This is a genomic window from Companilactobacillus alimentarius DSM 20249 (genome assembly GCF_002849895.1).
Lineage (GTDB): Bacteria > Bacillota > Bacilli > Lactobacillales > Lactobacillaceae > Companilactobacillus > Companilactobacillus alimentarius.
This window is the reverse complement of record NZ_CP018867.1, coordinates 1,546,566-1,564,976: the sequence shown is the minus strand read 5'-3', so window position 1 is coordinate 1,564,976 and position 18,411 is coordinate 1,546,566. Positions and strand designations below refer to the sequence as shown.

Genomic DNA, 18,411 nt, shown 5'->3' with positions numbered 1-18,411 from the left:
GATTTTTAAAATGAGTGAAGTAATTACAATTGGAGAACCTTTAACAACTTTTGCATCAAGTGAGCCAGATGTTCCATTGAGTAAAGTTGAAAAATGGCACAAGATTATGGGAGGTGCTGAATTAAATGTTGCAATTGGCGTGCAAAGATTAGGTCACTCAACTCAATATATTTCACGTGTTGGGGAAGATCCATTTGGAGAATACGTTATTAATACAATTAAAGAACATGGCGTTGGCACTAAATATATTTCTATGGATCCAAATTATTTTACAGGGCATCAATTGAAACAATTAGTCACTAAAGGGGATCCAGATACATTTAATTTTCGTAAAAATTCGGCAGCTTCACATTTATCATCAGAAGTAATTGATAATGTTGATTTAAGTGATGTAAAATTTGCCCATATGTCAGGTATTTTTCCAGCTATTTCGGATACTGCGGAAGCTAGTTTCAGAAAGTTATATAAACGTCTTAATGACTCTAATATACCAACGACTTTTGATCCTAACTTGCGTCCAACTCTTTGGAAGAGTAAAGAATATATGATTAAAACAATCAATGAACTGGCCGGGTATGCAAACATCGTTTTGCCAGGTGTAGAAGAAGGTAAAATTCTAATGGGATCGGATGATCCGGAATCGATTGCAGATTTCTACCTTAAAGGTAAAAACACCAATACAGTTATGGTAAAGATTGGTCCTGCAGGTGCATTTGTTAAAAATAGTGACGGAGAGAGTTATACTGTAAAAGGATTTAAAGTTGATAAGGTTATTGATACGGTTGGTGCAGGAGATGGATTTGCTTTAGGAGTAATTACGGCATTACTTGAGGGTAAATCAATTAAAAGTGCTGCTTTACGTGGCAATGCTATTGGAGCACTACAAGTTCAAACCTTAGGAGACAATGATGGCTATCCAGACCAAAAGGGTCTGAAGACATTTTATGCCAAAGAAGGAGTTTCTGAAGAATAATGAAGTTACAAGTAGCTATAGACCGTGTGCCTCTTGAAAGGGCTCTGTTAATGATGAGAGACTTGGATTCTATTGTTGATGTTATTGAATTAGGTACATCAATAGTTAAGGATTACGGTCTTGTTAGACTAAGAGATGAAAAGATACATCTAAATCATTCAAAATTGCTTTTAGATTTAAAAACAAATGATGAAGGAAAATATGAATTTGAAAAGGGATTCTCAACTGGAGCTGACATATTAACTGTAATGGCATCTAGTTCAAGAGAAACAATTGAACAGGTCTATGATGTAGCTATGAAGAATCAGAAACAAATTTTGATTGACTTAATGGAAACGGATGAGAAAAAAATAGAGGAAATATCGGATTTTAAAGATGCAATTTTCTGTATACATCACTCTAAAGATGCGGGATCAGGATTTGATGCTGCGACAACAACTGCTAATTTTCATAAAAATCATCCTGAAATTGAACATATTGCAGTGGCTGGTGGAATAGATTTATCACAGGCTAAAATATTGGCATCACAAAATATTGCAGATATGGTAATTGTTGGTAGTAAAATATCAGGGCAAGATGATCCTGTAAGTGCAGCTAAGAATTTTATGGAGGTTATACAATGAGTTTGATTAATGAGGTTATGCAGGAAGTTAATACTGTAATGGATATGGTGGATCCAATTCAGTTGGATAATGCTGAAAAAGTAATTACTAAGGACAAACGAATTTTTGTACTTGGCGCGGGTCGTTCTGGCTTAATGGCTAAAGGATTTGCAATGCGCTTGATGCATATTGGTTATACTGTATTCGTTATTGGAGAAACAATAACACCTTCTATTAAACCAGGGGATGTACTAGTGTCTGTATCTGGGTCTGGTAAAACTGGTAGTGTCCTTGATCCTACGGAGAAGGCAAAAAAAGATGGAGTCAATATTGTATCTGTAACAAGTAATGGAGAATCTCCACTGGGAAAATTAGGGGATGCTGTTATAGTAGTTCCAGGTGCAACTAAGAATGGTGATGGAGTTAAATCGATTCAATTATTAAGTACACTATTTGATCAAAGTGTTCATATAACATTGGATGTTTTATGTTTGAAACTAAGTCGTAGAGATAATATTTCAAACGATGCTGCTAAAGCAGAACATAGTAATATGGAATAGGTGGATAAAATATGACGTTACAAAAATTTAATTATTTGAATAAAGTAGTAGAAGCGGGGGTTGTTTCTGTAGTCCGTGGATCTACAAAGGAAGAAGCATATAAAACGGCTGAGGCTTGTATTATTGGTGGAGTAAAGGCAATCGAGTTAACTTTTACTGCTCCACATGCTGATGAAATTATAGGCGAATTAACTGAAAAATATGCTACTGATGATGAGGTAGTTATTGGTGCTGGAACAGTATTGGATCCCGCAACAGCACGGATAGCAATTATTGCTGGAGCACAATTTATTGTTAGTCCTTCTTTTAACAAAGAAGTATCAAAGCTATGTAACTTATATTCTATTCCTTATGTTCCGGGATGTATGACGCCAAATGATATACAAGATGCTTTAACATATGGGTCCGATGTTATTAAGCTATTTCCTGGATCAGTTGTTGGTCAAGGGATGGTTTCAGCTGTTCACGGACCATTTCCTAAAGTTAACCTTATGATTACTGGTGGAGTAAATTTGGAAAATATGAAAGACTGGTTTGATAAGGGAGCTACAGTTCTAGGTGCGGGAAGCAATTTAACCGGTGCTGCTGTAAATGGAGATTTTGATAAGGTGACTGATACAGCTAAAAAGTATCATGAAGAAATAAGACGTATAAAAAGTAAAAACTAAATAAAATCTTCCTTAATTAAAAAGCATTCTGGGTGGAATTGTCCATCTGGAATGCTTTTTTGGTAGAATAAGTATTATTCAGTAAAGTTAGGAAATGCATTTATAATGCCAGAAAAAAAACATATAGCAAACATTAAGGATGTTGCTTCAGTTGCAAAAGTATCTACTGCTACTGTATCGAGATATCTAAATGGAAATTTAAATAGGATGTCTTCTAAGACAGCGGAAAGAGTCAAAGTAGCAATTGAAAAATTGGAGTACGTACCAAACTCAGCTGCAAGACAAATGATAACTAAATCAAGTAAAATGATCGCACTTATTGTGGCCAATACTGATGATTATTTTTCTACAGAAGTATTTAAGGGTGTTAGTTCTATTTTAGAAAGCTATGGGTATATTGGAATGATGCTAGATTCGGATTCTGATATTGTACGAGAAAGAAAATTAATGTCAGTAGTTAATAGTAATACGTTTGATGGATTAATTATTCAACCTTTCAATAGCATAGGATCAATTGAAGAAAGTATACATAGAAATATTCCCATTGTAATTGTTGATAGAGAAATGGATCAAGCTCCTTGGGTACAAGTTATAACAAATAATTATGAAGTTTCTAGAGAAGCAGCATCGTATTTTATGAAACAGGGATTTACCAGATTTATAGTATTAACTTCTAAATTGTCGGCAGCAACGAACAGAAGAGAACGTTACAGAGGAATAGAATCAGTTGCAAAAAACATTGAGGTACTGGAAGTTTCAGAATCCTTATATAATCATAAGGAAATTTATGATAATTTAGTTAAACTCTTAACGGAATCAAAAGAGCGTACGGTTATTTTTGCTTTGAAGGAAAGGTGGTTACTAGAATTTGTTCCTAATTTAATATTGAAGGGATATATTGACAATGTAAAAGCAACCGCCACAGGGTTTGCTGATACTACTATGGCAAGACAAATTGAGCCTAAAATGAAATTGATTTCACAAGATCCTTTTTTAATGGGAGCAGGGTGTGCTGAAATAATGGTAAAAAGGCTTAAGGGAGAAGTGCAAAAGGAAAATGTTATTGTAGTTCCGGCCACGTTTCATTAATTAATAATGAAAGCTTAGTTCTAGGAAAAGATTAATTTCTTTTTTTAGAACTTTTTTATATTAGAATAATGTTATTTACTGGTTTACCTTTCGAGGCGTATGGTATTAGGCTTTTTATGGAAATATTCTTCGAATTTTGAATAAAATTGTGTTCTATTAGACATACCGATATGATCAATAATTGTTCCAATAGGTAAATCGGTATTTACTAATAAATCGTAGGAATTTTGCATTCTCTGTTCATTCAATATGTCTGAGAAAGTTCGACCAGTTTTTTGCTTAATTAAATTACTAATATAATTTTTACTATAATTTATTTTTTGAGCAATTTTATTTAAAGAGATCGTTGCGTAATCTTGTTCAATACTTTTTAGGATTGGAATAATAATTTCCTTATTGCTAATAACGTTGTTTTCTAATTGAGCATTTACCGCACGAGCCAGATCGAAAAAAATAATTGAAATATAATTTTTTATTATTTGTCCAGAGAATTTTTTAGGAAAAAAATATTCAATCATAATTTGTTCAAGAATATGAGGTATTTCAGAATTATCGTTTTGGATCAACATGAAATTTTCGTGACTATTTTCTTTGTTTCCAGTTACTGCGTTTAAGATAAAATCGAATGAAGGAGAATATTGCTGGTTGACGTTTGTTAAAAAATTTAAATTTAAATCGGTTCCCTTAAAAAGAAAGTTAATAAGAATATCGTTTTCATTTAAAGGGTCTATTTTATGAGTACTACCGGTATCTAGCAGCAATATGTCATGCTTGTGTAAATGGATTTCTTGACCATTGACTACTTCCCTACATTTTCCAGAGTATACATAATTCATTTCAAGAAATTGGTGAGAATGTAGTGGATATGGTGCAAATCTATGGTGCTTTGATATATATATTGAATTATTTTTAAAGAAAAGTTCATTACTTAAACGATAATTTCCATGTAAAAGTCTTTTTTCCATTTGAGGGAAATCCATAACGAAAGCATGATTTGCTAGCTGTTTTTGTTCGATGGGATCAGGCTTTCTAAGTATTTCGTCTAAATTCATAAGTAAGACCACCTGTATATATGTTACTTTTATTCAATGCATTTGACATTGTTATGTTAACGCTATCATTGTTTAATGGATATGTAAACGATAACAAGGACATATTGTTATCCAAATTCTAAGGAGGTATATTATGAAGAAAGGCTGGTTAATGAAGTTTTCGTTACTATCAATATCACTAGTATTGACTTCTGCAGGTGCCATTTCAGGTAATATTCCAGCAATGGCAAAAACATTTTCAAATGAGTCTTTGTCATCTGTAGAAATGTTAACAACAATTCCTGCATTAATGGTTGTTATTTTCGTACTTTTAAGTAGTTTTATTGCAAAGTGGATTGGTCAAAAGCAAACTGTCGTTTTAGGTTTGGTTATTGCACTTATTTCAGGTATTGTACCAGTATTCAGTACTAATTTTACAGTTGTTTTAATATCTAGAGGAACACTGGGTATAGGCTTTGGACTATTTAATTCCTTAGCTGTTAGTATGATTAGTGATTATTTTACTGGTAATGAGCGTGCTCAATTGATTGGATTTCAAAGTGCCTTTCAAGGCTTGGGTACTGCAATTATGACATATGTGGCTGGTCAATTATTAAAAATTAATTGGCATGTTACATTTTGGATCTATGCAATTATTTTACCAATATTAGCATTATTTATTCTTTTTGTTCCAAATCCAGAAAAATCATCAAGCAATGAAAATAATTCAAATGGAAAAGTAAAACAATCTACTAATTTACAAGTAATTGGATATGTTTTATTGTTATTTGTCGTTTTGATTATTTATATGGGTGTACAAGTTAAATTAGCATTGTTATTTACATCAAACGGTTATGGTACTGCAACTGATGCCGCCAATATTATTAGTATTACTTCAATCGGTGGTATGTTAGCTGGATTTGCATTTGGTACCATTTTTAAAATTATTAGACATTATACAATTCCTGTTTCTATGATTCTAATGGCTATTTCATTTTTTGTATTATCCATTTCAAATAGCGTCATTCTTTCGGGCGTTGGTGGAGTTCTAACAGGTGTTGCATTTTCACTTTTGGTACCATATTTGTTCAATCAAGTTTCTATTGTTTCTCCAAAAGGCTCAGCTACTTTGTCAACATCATTGTTGTTAGTCGGCTCTAACTTAGGATCATCTTTTTCGCCATATGGACTGGCATTATTAGGTAAGCTTTCAGGAACAGATCAGGTTAATGGTGTATTCATGGTTGGTGGTATTGTTCTATCAATTATGGCAATTATTGGATTAGTGTTTGTGACTGCACGAAGTAGAAATCATAATCATATTGTAAAGGAAGGCTAATTATGGCATTTACATTTCAAATTAATAATGGAGTTAAATTCAATCATAATAAAAATTTATTAAAAAAGGCGGATGAAAATATCCCTGAGCTAAAGCATGAGAAAATTCATCCAGTTAAAATTGTTGATATTATTTCTGATAAGAACGCGATGAATGGATTTAAAGCCATTAAAAGTGATAAGAAGATAGAAAGGTTATCTGATTATTCATTCAAGAAGGGTCAAAGGTTGGTTTTGGATTTTGGCAATCATGCAGTAGGGCATTTCAAAATTGATTTGAATTCTGTCGGCTCACCTATGGATGCACCCGCATATCTTCATTTAACATTTGCAGAGACACCGGCAGAAATAGGAGTGGATTCAAGTACATATGATGGCTGGTTGAGTAGTTCATGGATTGCTGAAGAATATGTTCATTTGGATGTTTTACCAACTACTTTAAAAATGCCACGCCGCTATTCATTTAGATATGTTGAAATAGAAGTAAAGGATACATCACCAAAATGGCAGATTAGTTTTAGTAATCCTGAAGTAACAACAGAAAGTGCTGTTTCAGTTAAGGATGTGCCAAAAGTTGAGATTGATGATCCAATGCTTAAGAAAATTGACCAAGTAAGCATTAAAACACTTCAAGATTGTATGCAGGAAGTCTTTGAAGATGGCCCTAAACGTGATCACAGATTATGGTTAGGTGATTTAAGACTTCAAGCTTTGGCTAATTATGCCACGTTCAATAATCAAGAATTAGTTAAGAGATGTCTCTACTTATTTGGAGGAATGACTACTGAAGAAGGTAAGATTTCTGCAAATGTATTCACAAAGCCTGAGTCAATTCCAGATGATACTTTTATGTATGATTATAGCCTGTTCTTTATTTCTGTATTAAAAGATTATTTCGATAATTTTAAAGATCAATCTATATTAGATGATTTATATCCAGTGGCCAAAAAGGAAATTGAATTAGCATTAAAGGAAATCGGAACAGATAATATTTTAAAAATGAATGAAGATTGGCCGGTATTTGTCGATTGGTCGAATGATATTGATAAGCAAGCTTCTGGACAGGCAATCCTGATTTATGTATTGAAACAGTTCGTTGCATTAGCGGAACAAAAACAAGATAATGATATTAATAAATATAAGAGGATTATTGATGATTTATCTAAGGCCGCAAAAGATGAACTATTTGATAGTAATAAAGGACTATTTATAAGTGGTCCTGATAGAGAAGTAAACATTGCCAGTCAAGTTTGGATGGTAATTGCTCATGTACTAAATGATGATGAAAATAATGAATTAATGACAAAATCGGTTGAAGAATTATTTCCAGTTACTGGAATTGCTACGCCATATATGTATCATCATATTGCTTTAGCTTTGTTTGAATCCGGGCATAAGAATGATGGTGTTGAACTTATTAAGAGCTATTGGGGAAAGATGGTTGATTTAGGTGCTGATACATTCTGGGAAGCATTTGAGCCAGAAGATCCAAACTTCTCGCCATATGGTAGTCCAGTAATCAATAGTTACTGTCATGCTTGGAGTTGTACACCAACATATTTGATTAGAAAGTATTTAGTTAAATAGGTTTTATAAATGACAAGTAAATATCTAGCTTTAGACGTAGGCGGTACGAATATAAAATATGGTTTAATAGATCGAACTGGAAAACTTTTGGAAAAAAATTCTATAAAGTCTCCACATAATTTGAATGACTTTATTATTAAAATTCAAAGAGTGATAGATCATTATTCTAAAATTATAAGAGGTGTAGCTTTCAGTATTCCTGGTAGGATTGAACATGAAAAGAACGTTATTCATGGGGGAGGAAGTTTGCCGTTTCTAAATGGACTTTCTCTAAGCAATTTATTTAGATGCAGCGTGCCTATCAGTATAGAAAATGATGGTAAAGCAGCGGCATTGGCAGAACTTTGGCTAGGAAATTTAAAAGATATATCTAATGGTGCAGCCATTGTACTTGGAACTGGCGTTGGTGGTGGATTGATTTTGAATCATCAATTATTCTATGGAACTCATTCGCAAGCCGGAGAGATTAGTTTTCTCTTAAATAAAAATGAGGATATTTCTTACGAGAACTTGGAGGGTAGTTCTGGTTCCGCTGTGAAAATGATCAATAAGATTGCGAGAAAATTAGGATTAGATGATCTTGATGATGGTAAAGCGGTTTTTTCAGAAATAAATAAGAATAATCGTGATATTATGCCTATATTTGAAGATTATTGTCGTAACATTGCTGTCTTAATTCATAATATACAGGGAATTTTAGATTTAGATTGCTATGTTATAGGCGGCGGTATTTCATCGCAAGTTATAGTTACCGAGACCATTAATAAAGAATTCGATAAAATTAGAAATGGTTTACCAATTATAAAAACAACTTTACTGAGACCTAAAATTAGTGATAGTAAATTTAAGAATGATGCTAACTTGTATGGTGCACTTTATCATTGGTTACTGGAGGCTGATGAAAATATGCAGAATAAGAGAAGTATTGTATAAAAAAGTCTGTGTGTGTATTTCACGAAAAAAAGGACCATCAATTAATTGATGGTCCTTTTTGAAGGTAAGGATATTTTACTTATCATAGCTTTGAATGGAATCAAACAAGAACTTTACAAATGCTTCACGATCAACGTCTTCAAGAACTTTGATACTGTTTTTGTGTGGAGCGTCAGTTCGACGGTCAGGGTAAGTCATTCCACGATACTGATCATTGCTTAAAGAAACGTCCATTGAGTAATTAGTACTCTTAGTAAATAATTCGGGAGCAATCAAGCTGATAACTGCACAGGCGTCGTGAATTGGAATCTTTGTCATGCCTTTTTCCAATTCAGCTTTAGCGTAAAAGTCTAAAATTGAGCTGGCCATAACGCCGACGGGTCCTAAATCTTTAATTCTGCCAATTTCATCCATTGTAAGATAGGCTTTATTTTCAGTTAAATTGAGTCCAGATAGTGTGATAGGAATCTTGGAGTTAAAGACGATATCCATTGCTTCAGGGTCAACATAGGCGTTAAACTCTGCGGCTAATGTGATGTTTCCTTGCAAGGTAGAACCTCCCATGATATAGATGTGTTCAATGTTTTCTTTGACGTCTGGGAATGTCTTTAGTAACAAGGCAATATTCGTTAGGGGTGCGGTTGCGACGATGTTAACTTTTTCATCACTCTTGGAGATACGGTCGTACATATATGTAACGGCATTGGTGCTGGTTAATGGATAATTTTGGCTGTCTTTTGGAAAATCGTAGCCATCCATCCCAGTTTTACCGTGGATCTCGCCAGCTGTTTCAATTTCTTTAACGAGTGGAGTTGCTTGTCCAGAAGCGAGTTCGGCGTGTGATCCGAGGAATGTCAAAAGTTTCTTAGCATTCTTAGTTACATAATCTAATTTTACATTGCCACCGACGGTTGTAACACCGATTAAATCAGCCTTTGTTTGATGTGCAAGTAAAACGGTTAAAGCTATGGCATCATCGATACCGGGGTCACAATCCATAATTACTTTTGTCATTAATATACGTACCTCACTTTTTTAATTTTTGGGGGATCTTCTTCAATGCCCGAACGAAACTACGCCGCTCAAGGGTTCCTAAAGTCGATAGAATCTTTTGATTATTCTCGCTCATAAATTGGTCAATAGGCTGTTCCATTACTTTGGATTTATCAGACAAGACGATTTTTTTCAAACGTGAATCGCTTGTAACTGACAAACGTGTGATTAAATCATCTTTTTCCATTGTCTTCAAAATATTGGTAGCCGTTGGACGGCGGATATTAAATTCTTTTTCAATATCCTTTTGATAGATGTTATCCGTACTCTCGCTTAAGTAATGGATTATTTGTACTTGAGTTCCAGTTAAGCCATATTTATGAGCAAAGGTATTGATACCACGAGAAATTTCATTTGAGGCGACTTTGATTAAATGGGCAACATCGCTGGGCATAGAAGATCCTCCTTATCAAATATTACATCATAATTATACCATCTAAGTTGTTACGATAGATTCAGGTCTGACGAGAAGTATTTTTTGTAATAATTTCAGAAGACTTCTATATTGGACTATGGAAACTAAAAACAGGGGGAAGAACAAATGTCTAAAGTTTTAATTTTAGGTGCCAATGGGAAGATTGCTCATTTGGCAGAACATATTTTTGTTGATACAACTGATACTAGTTTGAAATTATACCTTCGAGATGCCAAGCGTTTGGAGGATTTTGTCAATTCACACGATAAATTGACCGAAGCCATCGAAGGTGACGCCACTGATGTTCAAAATTTAATTAGATCTATGAAAGATGTCGATTTAGTCTACGCTAATTTGGCTGGCGCTAACATTACTGCTCAAGCTAAAGCGGTAATTGAAGCAATGCATGCCGAAAGTAAGACTCGTCTAGTCTGGATTTCAACATTAGGTATTTATGACGAAGTACCTGGTAAGTTTGGTGAATGGAATAAGAAGACCTTGGGCGATTACATAACAAATTACGCAGCCGCAGCTAAGGTTATTGAGAATTCTGACTTGGATTATACGATTATTCGTCCAGCTTGGTTAACTGATAAGCCAGAAGTTGATTATGAAATCACTCAAAAGGGTGAAGACTTTAAGGGAACTGAGGTTTCCAGAAGATCAATTGCTCAAATCGTTGTGGATATTTCGCAAGATCCTGATAAATTTAAACGGGAATCAATTGGTGTCAATAAGCCTAATACCGATGGTGACAAGCCTGCTTGGTATTAATAAATTGATAAAAATATCTTTATTTTCATCTGTGTCACATATAAAAAAACAAGTTACATGCGTTATGATAATTTTTAGCTAATAAGTCTGTAAAGACTGATAATATTGAAGTGCTATCGTTATATAGCACTTCTTTTTTTGTGCAAAAAATACTTTAGTCAAGATATTATATTTGAAAAGCACAAAATTTATTTTTTTCAAAAAAACAGATAATCATTGATTGGACTATACCGACGTGTTATGTTCTATTTGTAACCGGTTACAATAATTTTGAGGAAGTAAATATTATGGCTAATAATAAAAAAGACGGAGGCTTCGCAGCCGCTGTCGAGAAACATCTAATGCCGATCGCAATAAAAATGGGTCAAATGAAACCATTAATTGCGATCCGTGATGGTATTGCCATTGCAATGCCCCTTATCATTATCGGTTCTATTTTTATGATTGCTAACAGTTTTCCACTACCAATGTGGACAAATTGGTTGGCTACAACTGCTATCAATAAAGTAACAATTTCTGCCATTTTTACTAAGATTGTCAATGGGTCCTTTGGACTTATCGGTCTAGTTGCAGCGTTTGGTATAGCATCCAGTTATGCTGAACAATATAAGACTGATGGTAAATCGGCCGGTATTATTGCCGTTTCAGCTTTCTTTGTTGTAACGCCAAGCATTATGAGTGGTGACAAAGTTCCCTTAGAGGGAATGCCTTATGGATTCTTAGGAAGTCAAGGCTTGTTCGTTGCCATTTTGTTAGGATTACTTACTGGATATATTTTCCAGTGGTTTATTAATAGAGATATTCAAATTAAAATGCCTGAAACAGTACCACCTGCAGTTGCTAAGAGTTTCAGTGCCTTAATTCCTGGTGCTGTGATCATCACTATTTTTGGTGCTATCTATGCAATCATGACATGGTCTGGGCTAGGCAATATTCACGAACTATTACTACATATTTTATCAAAGCCACTAGGATTATTAGGCGATACTCTAGGCGGTACATTAGTTGCCATCTTGCTTAATAGTTTGTTCTGGTTTGTCGGTATTCACGGTGGAAATGTTATCAACCCAATTATTTCACCTATTTGGTTAATGAATACTGATGCTAATCGTGTCTTGTTCCAAGCAGGACATCTTGATCTAGCACATGGTGGTCATATTATTGCTCAACCATTCATGGATAATTTCGTCTACATGGGTGGTGGCGGTGCCACTATTGGACTTGTTTTCAGTATTGGTATTTTGATCATGATGAAACGTGCCAGTGAACAAGCAAAGGTCTTAGGACCTTTGACCATTACACCAGGTATTTTCAATATTAACGAGCCTACAATGTTTGGTTTGCCAGTTGTTTTGAATGTAACTTTGGTATTTCCATTTATTGTAGCTCCAATGATTAATGCTATAACAACATATATTGCCATGAAGATTGGCTTTGTACCATTATGTAATGGAGCCGTTGTTCCTTGGACAATACCACCAATTATTTCTGGATTCTTAGCTACTAATAGTTGGACAGGTTCATTAATTCAATTAATAAATGTTGTACTTGATGTTTTGATCTACTTGCCATTTATGATGACATTGAACAGAAAGCAAAAAGAAGAAGAAGCTGGAAAAATTAAAGAAGCTTAATTTTAAAGGAGATATTTTCAAATATGGTTAAACGATTGATTAGTGCAAATACTAGCGACATGCTGGCGATGAATGGTGCTGAGTTGAAGCAAAGTATCAAAGCCAGTGAAGGACGTGTAGTTTTAAGTGAAAATGTAGTCATGCATGAACCAGGAGATGGAATCACAACCTCTGAAATTGCGGCAGCCTTTGGCGCTGATTTGATTTTGCTCAATGGTTTAGATGTTTTGAATCCAATTATTCTAGGACTATATCCTGGGGAGGAGACGCTCTTAACTGCTAAAGCACATCACGATGGTGAAAGTATTCATCGTTTGCAGAAATTAGTTGGTCGACCAATCGGAGTTAATCTAGAACCAGTTGATCCACATGCCAAAATGGCTGAAGACCGTCTAGTTATATCTGAAGGTCGAATGGCCAGTGAAAAGACGTTGCAAGAAGCTGAAAAGTTAGGCTTTAACTTCGTTGTATTGACAGGTAATCCCGGTACAGGAGTAACGAATGCTCAAATTGCTAATAATATTAAAGTTGCCAAGAAGAACTTCACTGGTTTAATTATTGCAGGTAAAATGCATGGTGCCGGAGTGGACGAACCGGTTGTCAGTCCAGAGTCAGTGAAAGCCTTTCTAGAAGCAGGTGCAGACGTGATCTTAGTTCCCGCCGTAGGAACGGTACCAGAGTTTGATGATTCTGAGATGAAGGAAGTAGTCAAATTAGCTCACGCTAAAGGCGCTTTGGTAATGAGTACAATTGGAACTAGTCAAGAAGGCTCAGGTAGTAGTTATATTGAAAATATTGCTGTTAGAAATAAGATAGACGGCGTTGATATTCAACATATCGGGGATGCTGCTTGGGGAATTCAATCACCATTTGAAAACATCTTTGCTTTGAGTAAAGCTATCCGTGGCGAAAGGCATGCCATTTCTAGAATGTCACGCTCAATCAATAGATAATAAAAATTTAAATTAATAGGGATACTGCTAGGTTGAAATGCTTAGTAGTGTCCCTATTTTTTGTTGTTTTAAGTAATGTTTCCAATATAAAAATTGATTTCCAACTTTGTTGGAAATTGGTTAGAGTTACAAAAAAATAAATCCTACTAGAATAATAAATGTAAGGGGTTACAAGAGACGAACGAAAGGAGGATATCTAATGGAGATACCAGCAAAGAATATTTTATTAAATATTAGTGTATCAGATCGTGATGATTTATTGCACTTTATTTCTAATAAGTGTGAGGCACTTGGTTATACAGATTCAGCCGAGGATTTATATGATTCGTTTATAAAAAGAGAAGCAGATTATTCTACTGGGCTACAAGAGGGTTTTGCAATTCCACATGCTAAAACAGACGATGTTAAATCTGCACAAATTATCTATGTTAGAACTAATAATCCAATAGCGTGGAAAACATATGATGATAAACCAGTAACAGATATTTTTGCACTTATGGTTCCTGAAAGTGGCGTAGGCACAACTCATTTAAAAATGTTATCAAATTTAGCTACGGCACTTTTAGAAGATGATTTTAAAAAAGAAATTAGGAAATTGAATGATTCTCAAAAAATTTCAAATTATATAACTGAAAAGATTGGGGTAAATGTATGATGGCAAATATTGTAGGAATTTCAGCATGTCCAGCAGGACTGGCACATACACCTATGGCTGCTAAAGCCTTAGAGAAAGCAGGAAAAGAATTAGGATATAACGTCAAGATGGAACAACAAGGTTCGATGGGGCCTGTTAATGCCATTACTCAGGATGAAGCAGATGCCGCTGATTTTATTTTGATTGCATCTGATCAAAAGATTACTGGAATGGATCGGTTTAAAGGTAAAAAAGTTCTAAGAGTTGATATTAATGTCTGTATAAAAGCGCCAAAAGCAGTACTTAAAAAATGTGTTTCGACTGTAGAGGGGGCATAAGCTCATGAAAAAGCTACTATCTGATTGGAAAGGATATTTAATGAGTGGTATTTCCTACATGATTCCTACCGTTATTGGTGGTGCGATGATTGTTGGTATTCCACAATTAATTGGTATGGTTTTTGGTGTCAATGATCTTACCAAGTATAAGAGTGCAGAAGGTTTCTTCCATATCCTTTATCAAATTAATCAAGTAGGTTGGATAGGAATTGGTTTAGTAAACTTAGTTATTGCTGGTTATGTTGCCTATGCTATCGGTGATAAACCAGCGCTTGGTGCCGGATTCATTGGTGGTCAATTGGCATCCAATATTAATGCTGGATTTTTAGGAGCATTAGTAGCTGGATTTGTTGCCGGATATGTAGCACGTTACTGCAGAAGAATTAAAGTTGGGGAAGCATGGAAATCCGCTGTTCCTTTGCTGATTGTGCCACTATTAACAACTGGTGCTGTTGCACTTGTTGAAGGTGTCATTTTAGCTGGACCATTATCATGGCTGAATACCACTTTAGTAGCTTGGGTTAAAGCTATGATCAATAATCATACAAATGGTGCAATTGTTGCATTGGTTCTAGGAGGTATGATTGGTACCGATTTAGGTGGTCCTATTAATAAAGCCGCTTGGATGGTGGGTAACATCCTATTCATTGAGGGTATTTACGGACCAGCATTGATGACAAATATCGCTATTTGCTGTATTCCCCTTGGCTACGCTATAGCTACATTTATTTATCCACGTAAGCGCTTTTCTGACGAAATGTTTATGGCAGGTCGTAATAACCTGATTATGGGATCGTTTGGTATCACTGAAGGTGCTATCCCATTCTTCTTAATTAGTCCATTGAAATTATTACCAGTTAATATGATTGGCGGTGCATTGGGTGCTGTTACTGGTGAGTTGTTAGGTATGAAATCACATATTCCTCCATTAGGTGGTTTACCTGGGATTATTACAGCTGACAATAAATTTGCATATATAGCAGGGATTGCCGCTGGAGCACTATTTATTGGATTAGTTGCACCATTGGTTGTTAACTTCAATGTTTCATCGGATGAAGAAGAAAATGATGTTAGTGAAGACGATATTAAGATTGATATTGAATAAATTTAGTATAGAAAGAAGTTGTAATTAAATAATGGTTAAGACAGTTCATGTTTTTCCCCATACTCATTGGGATCGGGAATGGTATTTCACTACTTCGCGTTCAAGAGTTTATTTGTTAAAAGACTTAATGCATGTGATTGATAATTTACAGCATAATACAGGGTATGACCGATTCATTCTAGATGGTCAAGCCTCATTAATTGAAGATTATTTAAAATGGCGTCCTCAAGATAAAAATACAATTAAACAATTAGTTGCAGATAAAAAGTTAATCATTGGACCTTGGTATACTCAAACGGATCAATTCGTTATTTCTGGTGAAAGTATTGTTCGTAACATGCAATATGGTATGGATGTTTGTAACGAATTAGGTACGTATATGAACGTAGGTTACGTTCCTGATTCATTTGGACAAGAATCAAGCATGCCACAAATTTATCGAGGATTTGGCATTCCAGATACAATGTTTTGGCGTGGCGTTTCTGAAGAGAATGTTAATCATACTGAATTTGTTTGGAAAGGCGAAGATGGCTCTAAAGTAAACGTTTATCAGATTCCATCAGGATATTACATTGGCGGTGTTGTTGATGAAACTCAATTAGATAAAATTATGCATCAAGAGCCATTTGCTTCAATTGTGAAAAGGTCGACAACAAATCACATTGCCTTTCCTAATGGTTTCGATCAAGCACCTGCAAGAAAAGATTTGCCTCAAATGATTAAGAAGCTGAATACAGTTAATAAAGATTTCAATTTTGAGGTTAGCTCTATTCAAGAATACGTTGACGCAGTGAAGAGTGAAAAACCGGACCTTGAAGAAATTAGTGGTGAATTTACCAATGGAAAGAATATGAGAATTCACAAATCCATTTATTCTTCTCGTTCAGATTTAAAGAAATTGAATACTGAAATTCAATATTATCTTGTAAATATCCTAGAACCTGTTTTAACGATGGGTAAGCATTTTGGAGTTGACTACCCACAAGGAGCTGTAAATGATATTTGGAAATTAATGTTTGAGAATGCTGCGCATGATTCAATTGGTTCCTGTGTTTCTGATACAACAAATGAAGATGTATACATGAGATACAAGCAAGTGCGAGATATCAGCACAAATTTGGTTGAGGTAACTCTAAGAGAAATAGCTACACAAATTAAGAAAAATAAGAAGTATGAAATCACACTATCGGTTTTTAATACTTTACCTGTACAGAGAACGGAAATTACAAAGATTTCTTTCTATGCTCCATCAAAAGATTTTGACATAGTTGATTCAGATGGAAATTCAGTCGATTTTTCGATTGAATCATGTGATGATCAAACAGAATATATTTCTGGACAAACGATTCAATTAAATCCAGGAGAAAAAATTTATAAGCCTGAAAAGATTTACAAAGTAATAGCATTCGTTTTTGCCAAAAATGTACCTGCGATGGGTTATAAGCAACTTTATCTTAGTGAAAATGATAATAAGAATAAGGCTATTGAAAATATTAATGATAGAACCTTAGAGAATGATAATTTTAAAATTACTGTTCAAGATAATGGATCATTGACGATAACAGATAAGAACTCTGGAAAAGTTTATGAAAACCAAGCGGTTCTAGAGGAAAATGGTGATGATGGAGATTCCTTCAATTATTCGCCTGCTAAAAAAGATATGATTGTTTATTCAACAGATCAGCCCAATACTGTTTCAGTGTCAAAGTCAAAATTAGTATCGTTAGCAAAAATTGATTATGAATTTTCAGTTCCACGTACCCTAAAGGATAGAGCTCAAAAAGATTGTAATGTAAAGATGCCTGTATCACTTGAAGTCAGACTTGAGGAGAATTCTCCTGTAATTAAGTTCAGTGTCAATATAGATAACCATGAGCCATTAGATCATAGATTATGTGTTGATTTTGCAACAGGAATTAGTTCAAAAGTTTCATATGCTGATCAACAATTTGGAACAATAAAGAGACCAGTTTATCGTGAAAAGGAAATGAAATCTTGGGAGGCAAATAAGAAAAATTGGAATGAAAAACCTATTTCCATTGAAACTTGTCAATCGTTCGTTTCATTGTCTAATGATGAAAATACTATTTCAGTGTTCCCTAAGGGAGTACGTGAATATGAAATTATTGGTGATGATTACTCAACAATCAGATTAACTTTATTTAGAACTTACGGCATGATGGGCAAAGTTGATTTACTTTATCGTCCAGGAAGAGCTTCAGGAGAAAAGGTTATTGCAACACCTGATGCAGAGTTACGCAATGATTTAAGCTTTGAATTTGGTTTATCAATTTCTAATAAAAAGTTTGATGATAGTGACGTTGCAGCAAAAGCAAAAGATTATGATACACCAGAGCAATATTATGAATATGCCGATTTCTTGAATGGTCGTTTGATATTCAATATGGATTCAGTTGATCGTACTTTAGACGAAAATGGAAGTATTTTAAAAACTAATGGCAATTTAATTTTAAGTACCTTAAAGAAAGCCGATCATCGTAGTGGTTACATTATTCGTTTCTATAATGGATATGGACAAAAATCAACGAATGATGAAATCGTTTTTAATAAGAAACCGAATAGAGTTGAATTAGTCGACTTGAAAGAAGACACGATTGAAAAACTTCCAATTGTCAATAATACTGTCAAATTGAATAATATAACTCATGCCAAAATTAAGACTTTATATTTTGAATATTAATTTTAGTATCTGAATAAAGAATA

General features: G+C 34.4%; 18 protein-coding genes. 15 read left to right on the top strand and 3 right to left on the bottom strand.

The annotated features are described in order from the left end of the window. Positions 1–10: 10 nt before the first annotated feature. From LA20249_RS07490 to LA20249_RS07470, 5 genes are all read left to right on the top strand, one after another. Positions 11–973 (top strand): sugar kinase, encoded by a 963-nt coding sequence (locus LA20249_RS07490; RefSeq protein ID WP_057737211.1) that lies wholly within the window; start codon positions 11–13, stop codon positions 971–973. Continuing rightward, positions 973–1,596 (top strand): orotidine 5'-phosphate decarboxylase / HUMPS family protein, encoded by a 624-nt coding sequence (locus tag LA20249_RS07485; RefSeq protein WP_057737209.1) that lies wholly within the window; start codon positions 973–975, stop codon positions 1,594–1,596. The genes LA20249_RS07490 and LA20249_RS07485 overlap by 1 nt, the downstream gene beginning before the upstream one ends. Then, positions 1,593–2,135: a 6-phospho-3-hexuloisomerase gene (hxlB, locus tag LA20249_RS07480; RefSeq protein ID WP_057737207.1), complete on the top strand. Its 543-nt coding sequence runs from the start codon at positions 1,593–1,595 to the stop codon at positions 2,133–2,135. The genes LA20249_RS07485 and hxlB overlap by 4 nt, the downstream gene beginning before the upstream one ends. Positions 2,136–2,146: 11 nt before the next feature. Further along, positions 2,147–2,803 carry a bifunctional 2-keto-4-hydroxyglutarate aldolase/2-keto-3-deoxy-6-phosphogluconate aldolase gene (locus tag LA20249_RS07475; protein ID WP_057737205.1) on the top strand — a complete coding sequence of 219 codons (657 nt, stop codon included), beginning with the start codon at positions 2,147–2,149 and terminating at the stop codon, positions 2,801–2,803. 105 nt (positions 2,804–2,908) lie between these two features. Next, positions 2,909–3,892 (top strand): LacI family DNA-binding transcriptional regulator, encoded by a 984-nt coding sequence (locus LA20249_RS07470; RefSeq protein WP_057737203.1) that lies wholly within the window; start codon positions 2,909–2,911, stop codon positions 3,890–3,892. Between the two features lie 83 nt (positions 3,893–3,975). Here LA20249_RS07470 and LA20249_RS07465 read toward each other — a convergent pair whose 3' ends face one another. Beyond that, entirely contained in the window at positions 3,976–4,944 is a 969-nt protein-coding gene (locus LA20249_RS07465) for an AraC family transcriptional regulator (RefSeq protein ID WP_057737201.1), read from the bottom strand. A 133-nt stretch (positions 4,945–5,077) separates the two neighbouring features. Between LA20249_RS07465 and LA20249_RS07460 the strand changes: the two genes are divergently transcribed. The 3 genes from LA20249_RS07460 to LA20249_RS07450 are packed head-to-tail and all read left to right on the top strand — an operon-like array spanning position 5,078 to position 8,781. Beyond that, a complete protein-coding gene (locus tag LA20249_RS07460; protein WP_057737199.1) occupies positions 5,078–6,262 on the top strand; it encodes an MFS transporter in 1,185 nt (394 codons plus the stop codon). Positions 6,263–6,264: 2 nt separating this feature from the next. Then, positions 6,265–7,848, top strand: coding sequence for an alpha-L-rhamnosidase-related protein (locus LA20249_RS07455; RefSeq protein ID WP_057737197.1), 1,584 nt, complete (start codon positions 6,265–6,267; stop codon positions 7,846–7,848). A 9-nt stretch (positions 7,849–7,857) separates the two neighbouring features. Then, entirely contained in the window at positions 7,858–8,781 is a 924-nt protein-coding gene (locus LA20249_RS07450; RefSeq protein WP_057737195.1) for an ROK family protein, read from the top strand. A gap of 75 nt (positions 8,782–8,856) precedes the next feature. On the opposite strand, the gene LA20249_RS07445 is transcribed toward LA20249_RS07450, so the two are convergent. Both LA20249_RS07445 and LA20249_RS07440 read right to left on the bottom strand, forming a co-directional pair. Further along, a complete protein-coding gene (locus LA20249_RS07445; protein ID WP_057737193.1) occupies positions 8,857–9,795 on the bottom strand; it encodes a nucleoside hydrolase in 939 nt (312 codons plus the stop codon). Between the two features lie 13 nt (positions 9,796–9,808). Beyond that, on the bottom strand, positions 9,809–10,228 hold the full coding sequence (locus tag LA20249_RS07440; RefSeq protein WP_057737191.1) for a MarR family winged helix-turn-helix transcriptional regulator: 420 nt from the start codon (positions 10,226–10,228) through the stop codon (positions 9,809–9,811). 147 nt (positions 10,229–10,375) lie between these two features. On the opposite strand from LA20249_RS07440, the gene LA20249_RS07435 reads away from it, so the two are divergent. The 7 genes from LA20249_RS07435 (at position 10,376) to mngB (ending at position 18,388) form a co-directional block, all read left to right on the top strand. Then, positions 10,376–11,023 (top strand): SDR family oxidoreductase, encoded by a 648-nt coding sequence (locus LA20249_RS07435; protein WP_057737189.1) that lies wholly within the window; start codon positions 10,376–10,378, stop codon positions 11,021–11,023. 287 nt (positions 11,024–11,310) lie between these two features. Then, positions 11,311–12,657: a PTS sugar transporter subunit IIC gene (locus tag LA20249_RS07430; protein WP_057737187.1), complete on the top strand. Its 1,347-nt coding sequence runs from the start codon at positions 11,311–11,313 to the stop codon at positions 12,655–12,657. A 23-nt stretch (positions 12,658–12,680) separates the two neighbouring features. Continuing rightward, positions 12,681–13,610 (top strand): DUF7916 family protein, encoded by a 930-nt coding sequence (locus LA20249_RS07425; protein WP_057737185.1) that lies wholly within the window; start codon positions 12,681–12,683, stop codon positions 13,608–13,610. A gap of 199 nt (positions 13,611–13,809) precedes the next feature. Further along, positions 13,810–14,265 (top strand): PTS sugar transporter subunit IIA, encoded by a 456-nt coding sequence (locus LA20249_RS07420; RefSeq protein ID WP_057737183.1) that lies wholly within the window; start codon positions 13,810–13,812, stop codon positions 14,263–14,265. Further along, a complete protein-coding gene (locus tag LA20249_RS07415) occupies positions 14,262–14,582 on the top strand; it encodes a PTS fructose transporter subunit IIB (protein WP_235806726.1) in 321 nt (106 codons plus the stop codon). Before LA20249_RS07420 ends, LA20249_RS07415 begins: the two co-directional genes overlap by 4 nt. Before the next feature lie 4 nt (positions 14,583–14,586). Next, positions 14,587–15,687 (top strand): PTS fructose transporter subunit IIC, encoded by a 1,101-nt coding sequence (locus LA20249_RS07410; protein ID WP_057737182.1) that lies wholly within the window; start codon positions 14,587–14,589, stop codon positions 15,685–15,687. Positions 15,688–15,718: 31 nt separating this feature from the next. Continuing rightward, complete coding sequence (mngB, locus tag LA20249_RS07405) at positions 15,719–18,388, top strand: mannosylglycerate hydrolase (protein WP_057737180.1); 2,670 nt, start codon at positions 15,719–15,721, stop codon at positions 18,386–18,388. Positions 18,389–18,411 lie beyond the last annotated feature (23 nt).

Coding starts and splice junctions, on each gene's coding strand:
- LA20249_RS07435 (WP_057737189.1), top strand. CDS start 10,376: ATGTCTAAAGTTTTAATTTTAGGTGCCAATGGGAAGATTGCTCATTTG.
- LA20249_RS07475 (WP_057737205.1), top strand. CDS start 2,147: ATGACGTTACAAAAATTTAATTATTTGAATAAAGTAGTAGAAGCGGGG.
- LA20249_RS07425 (WP_057737185.1), top strand. CDS start 12,681: ATGGTTAAACGATTGATTAGTGCAAATACTAGCGACATGCTGGCGATG.
- LA20249_RS07470 (WP_057737203.1), top strand. CDS start 2,909: ATGCCAGAAAAAAAACATATAGCAAACATTAAGGATGTTGCTTCAGTT.
- LA20249_RS07450 (WP_057737195.1), top strand. CDS start 7,858: ATGACAAGTAAATATCTAGCTTTAGACGTAGGCGGTACGAATATAAAA.
- mngB (WP_057737180.1), top strand. CDS start 15,719: ATGGTTAAGACAGTTCATGTTTTTCCCCATACTCATTGGGATCGGGAA.
- LA20249_RS07420 (WP_057737183.1), top strand. CDS start 13,810: ATGGAGATACCAGCAAAGAATATTTTATTAAATATTAGTGTATCAGAT.
- LA20249_RS07460 (WP_057737199.1), top strand. CDS start 5,078: ATGAAGAAAGGCTGGTTAATGAAGTTTTCGTTACTATCAATATCACTA.
- LA20249_RS07440 (WP_057737191.1), bottom strand. CDS start 10,228: ATGCCCAGCGATGTTGCCCATTTAATCAAAGTCGCCTCAAATGAAATT.
- LA20249_RS07445 (WP_057737193.1), bottom strand. CDS start 9,795: ATGACAAAAGTAATTATGGATTGTGACCCCGGTATCGATGATGCCATA.
- hxlB (WP_057737207.1), top strand. CDS start 1,593: ATGAGTTTGATTAATGAGGTTATGCAGGAAGTTAATACTGTAATGGAT.
- LA20249_RS07410 (WP_057737182.1), top strand. CDS start 14,587: ATGAAAAAGCTACTATCTGATTGGAAAGGATATTTAATGAGTGGTATT.
- LA20249_RS07430 (WP_057737187.1), top strand. CDS start 11,311: ATGGCTAATAATAAAAAAGACGGAGGCTTCGCAGCCGCTGTCGAGAAA.
- LA20249_RS07490 (WP_057737211.1), top strand. CDS start 11: ATGAGTGAAGTAATTACAATTGGAGAACCTTTAACAACTTTTGCATCA.
- LA20249_RS07415 (WP_235806726.1), top strand. CDS start 14,262: ATGATGGCAAATATTGTAGGAATTTCAGCATGTCCAGCAGGACTGGCA.
- LA20249_RS07455 (WP_057737197.1), top strand. CDS start 6,265: ATGGCATTTACATTTCAAATTAATAATGGAGTTAAATTCAATCATAAT.
- LA20249_RS07465 (WP_057737201.1), bottom strand. CDS start 4,944: ATGAATTTAGACGAAATACTTAGAAAGCCTGATCCCATCGAACAAAAA.
- LA20249_RS07485 (WP_057737209.1), top strand. CDS start 973: ATGAAGTTACAAGTAGCTATAGACCGTGTGCCTCTTGAAAGGGCTCTG.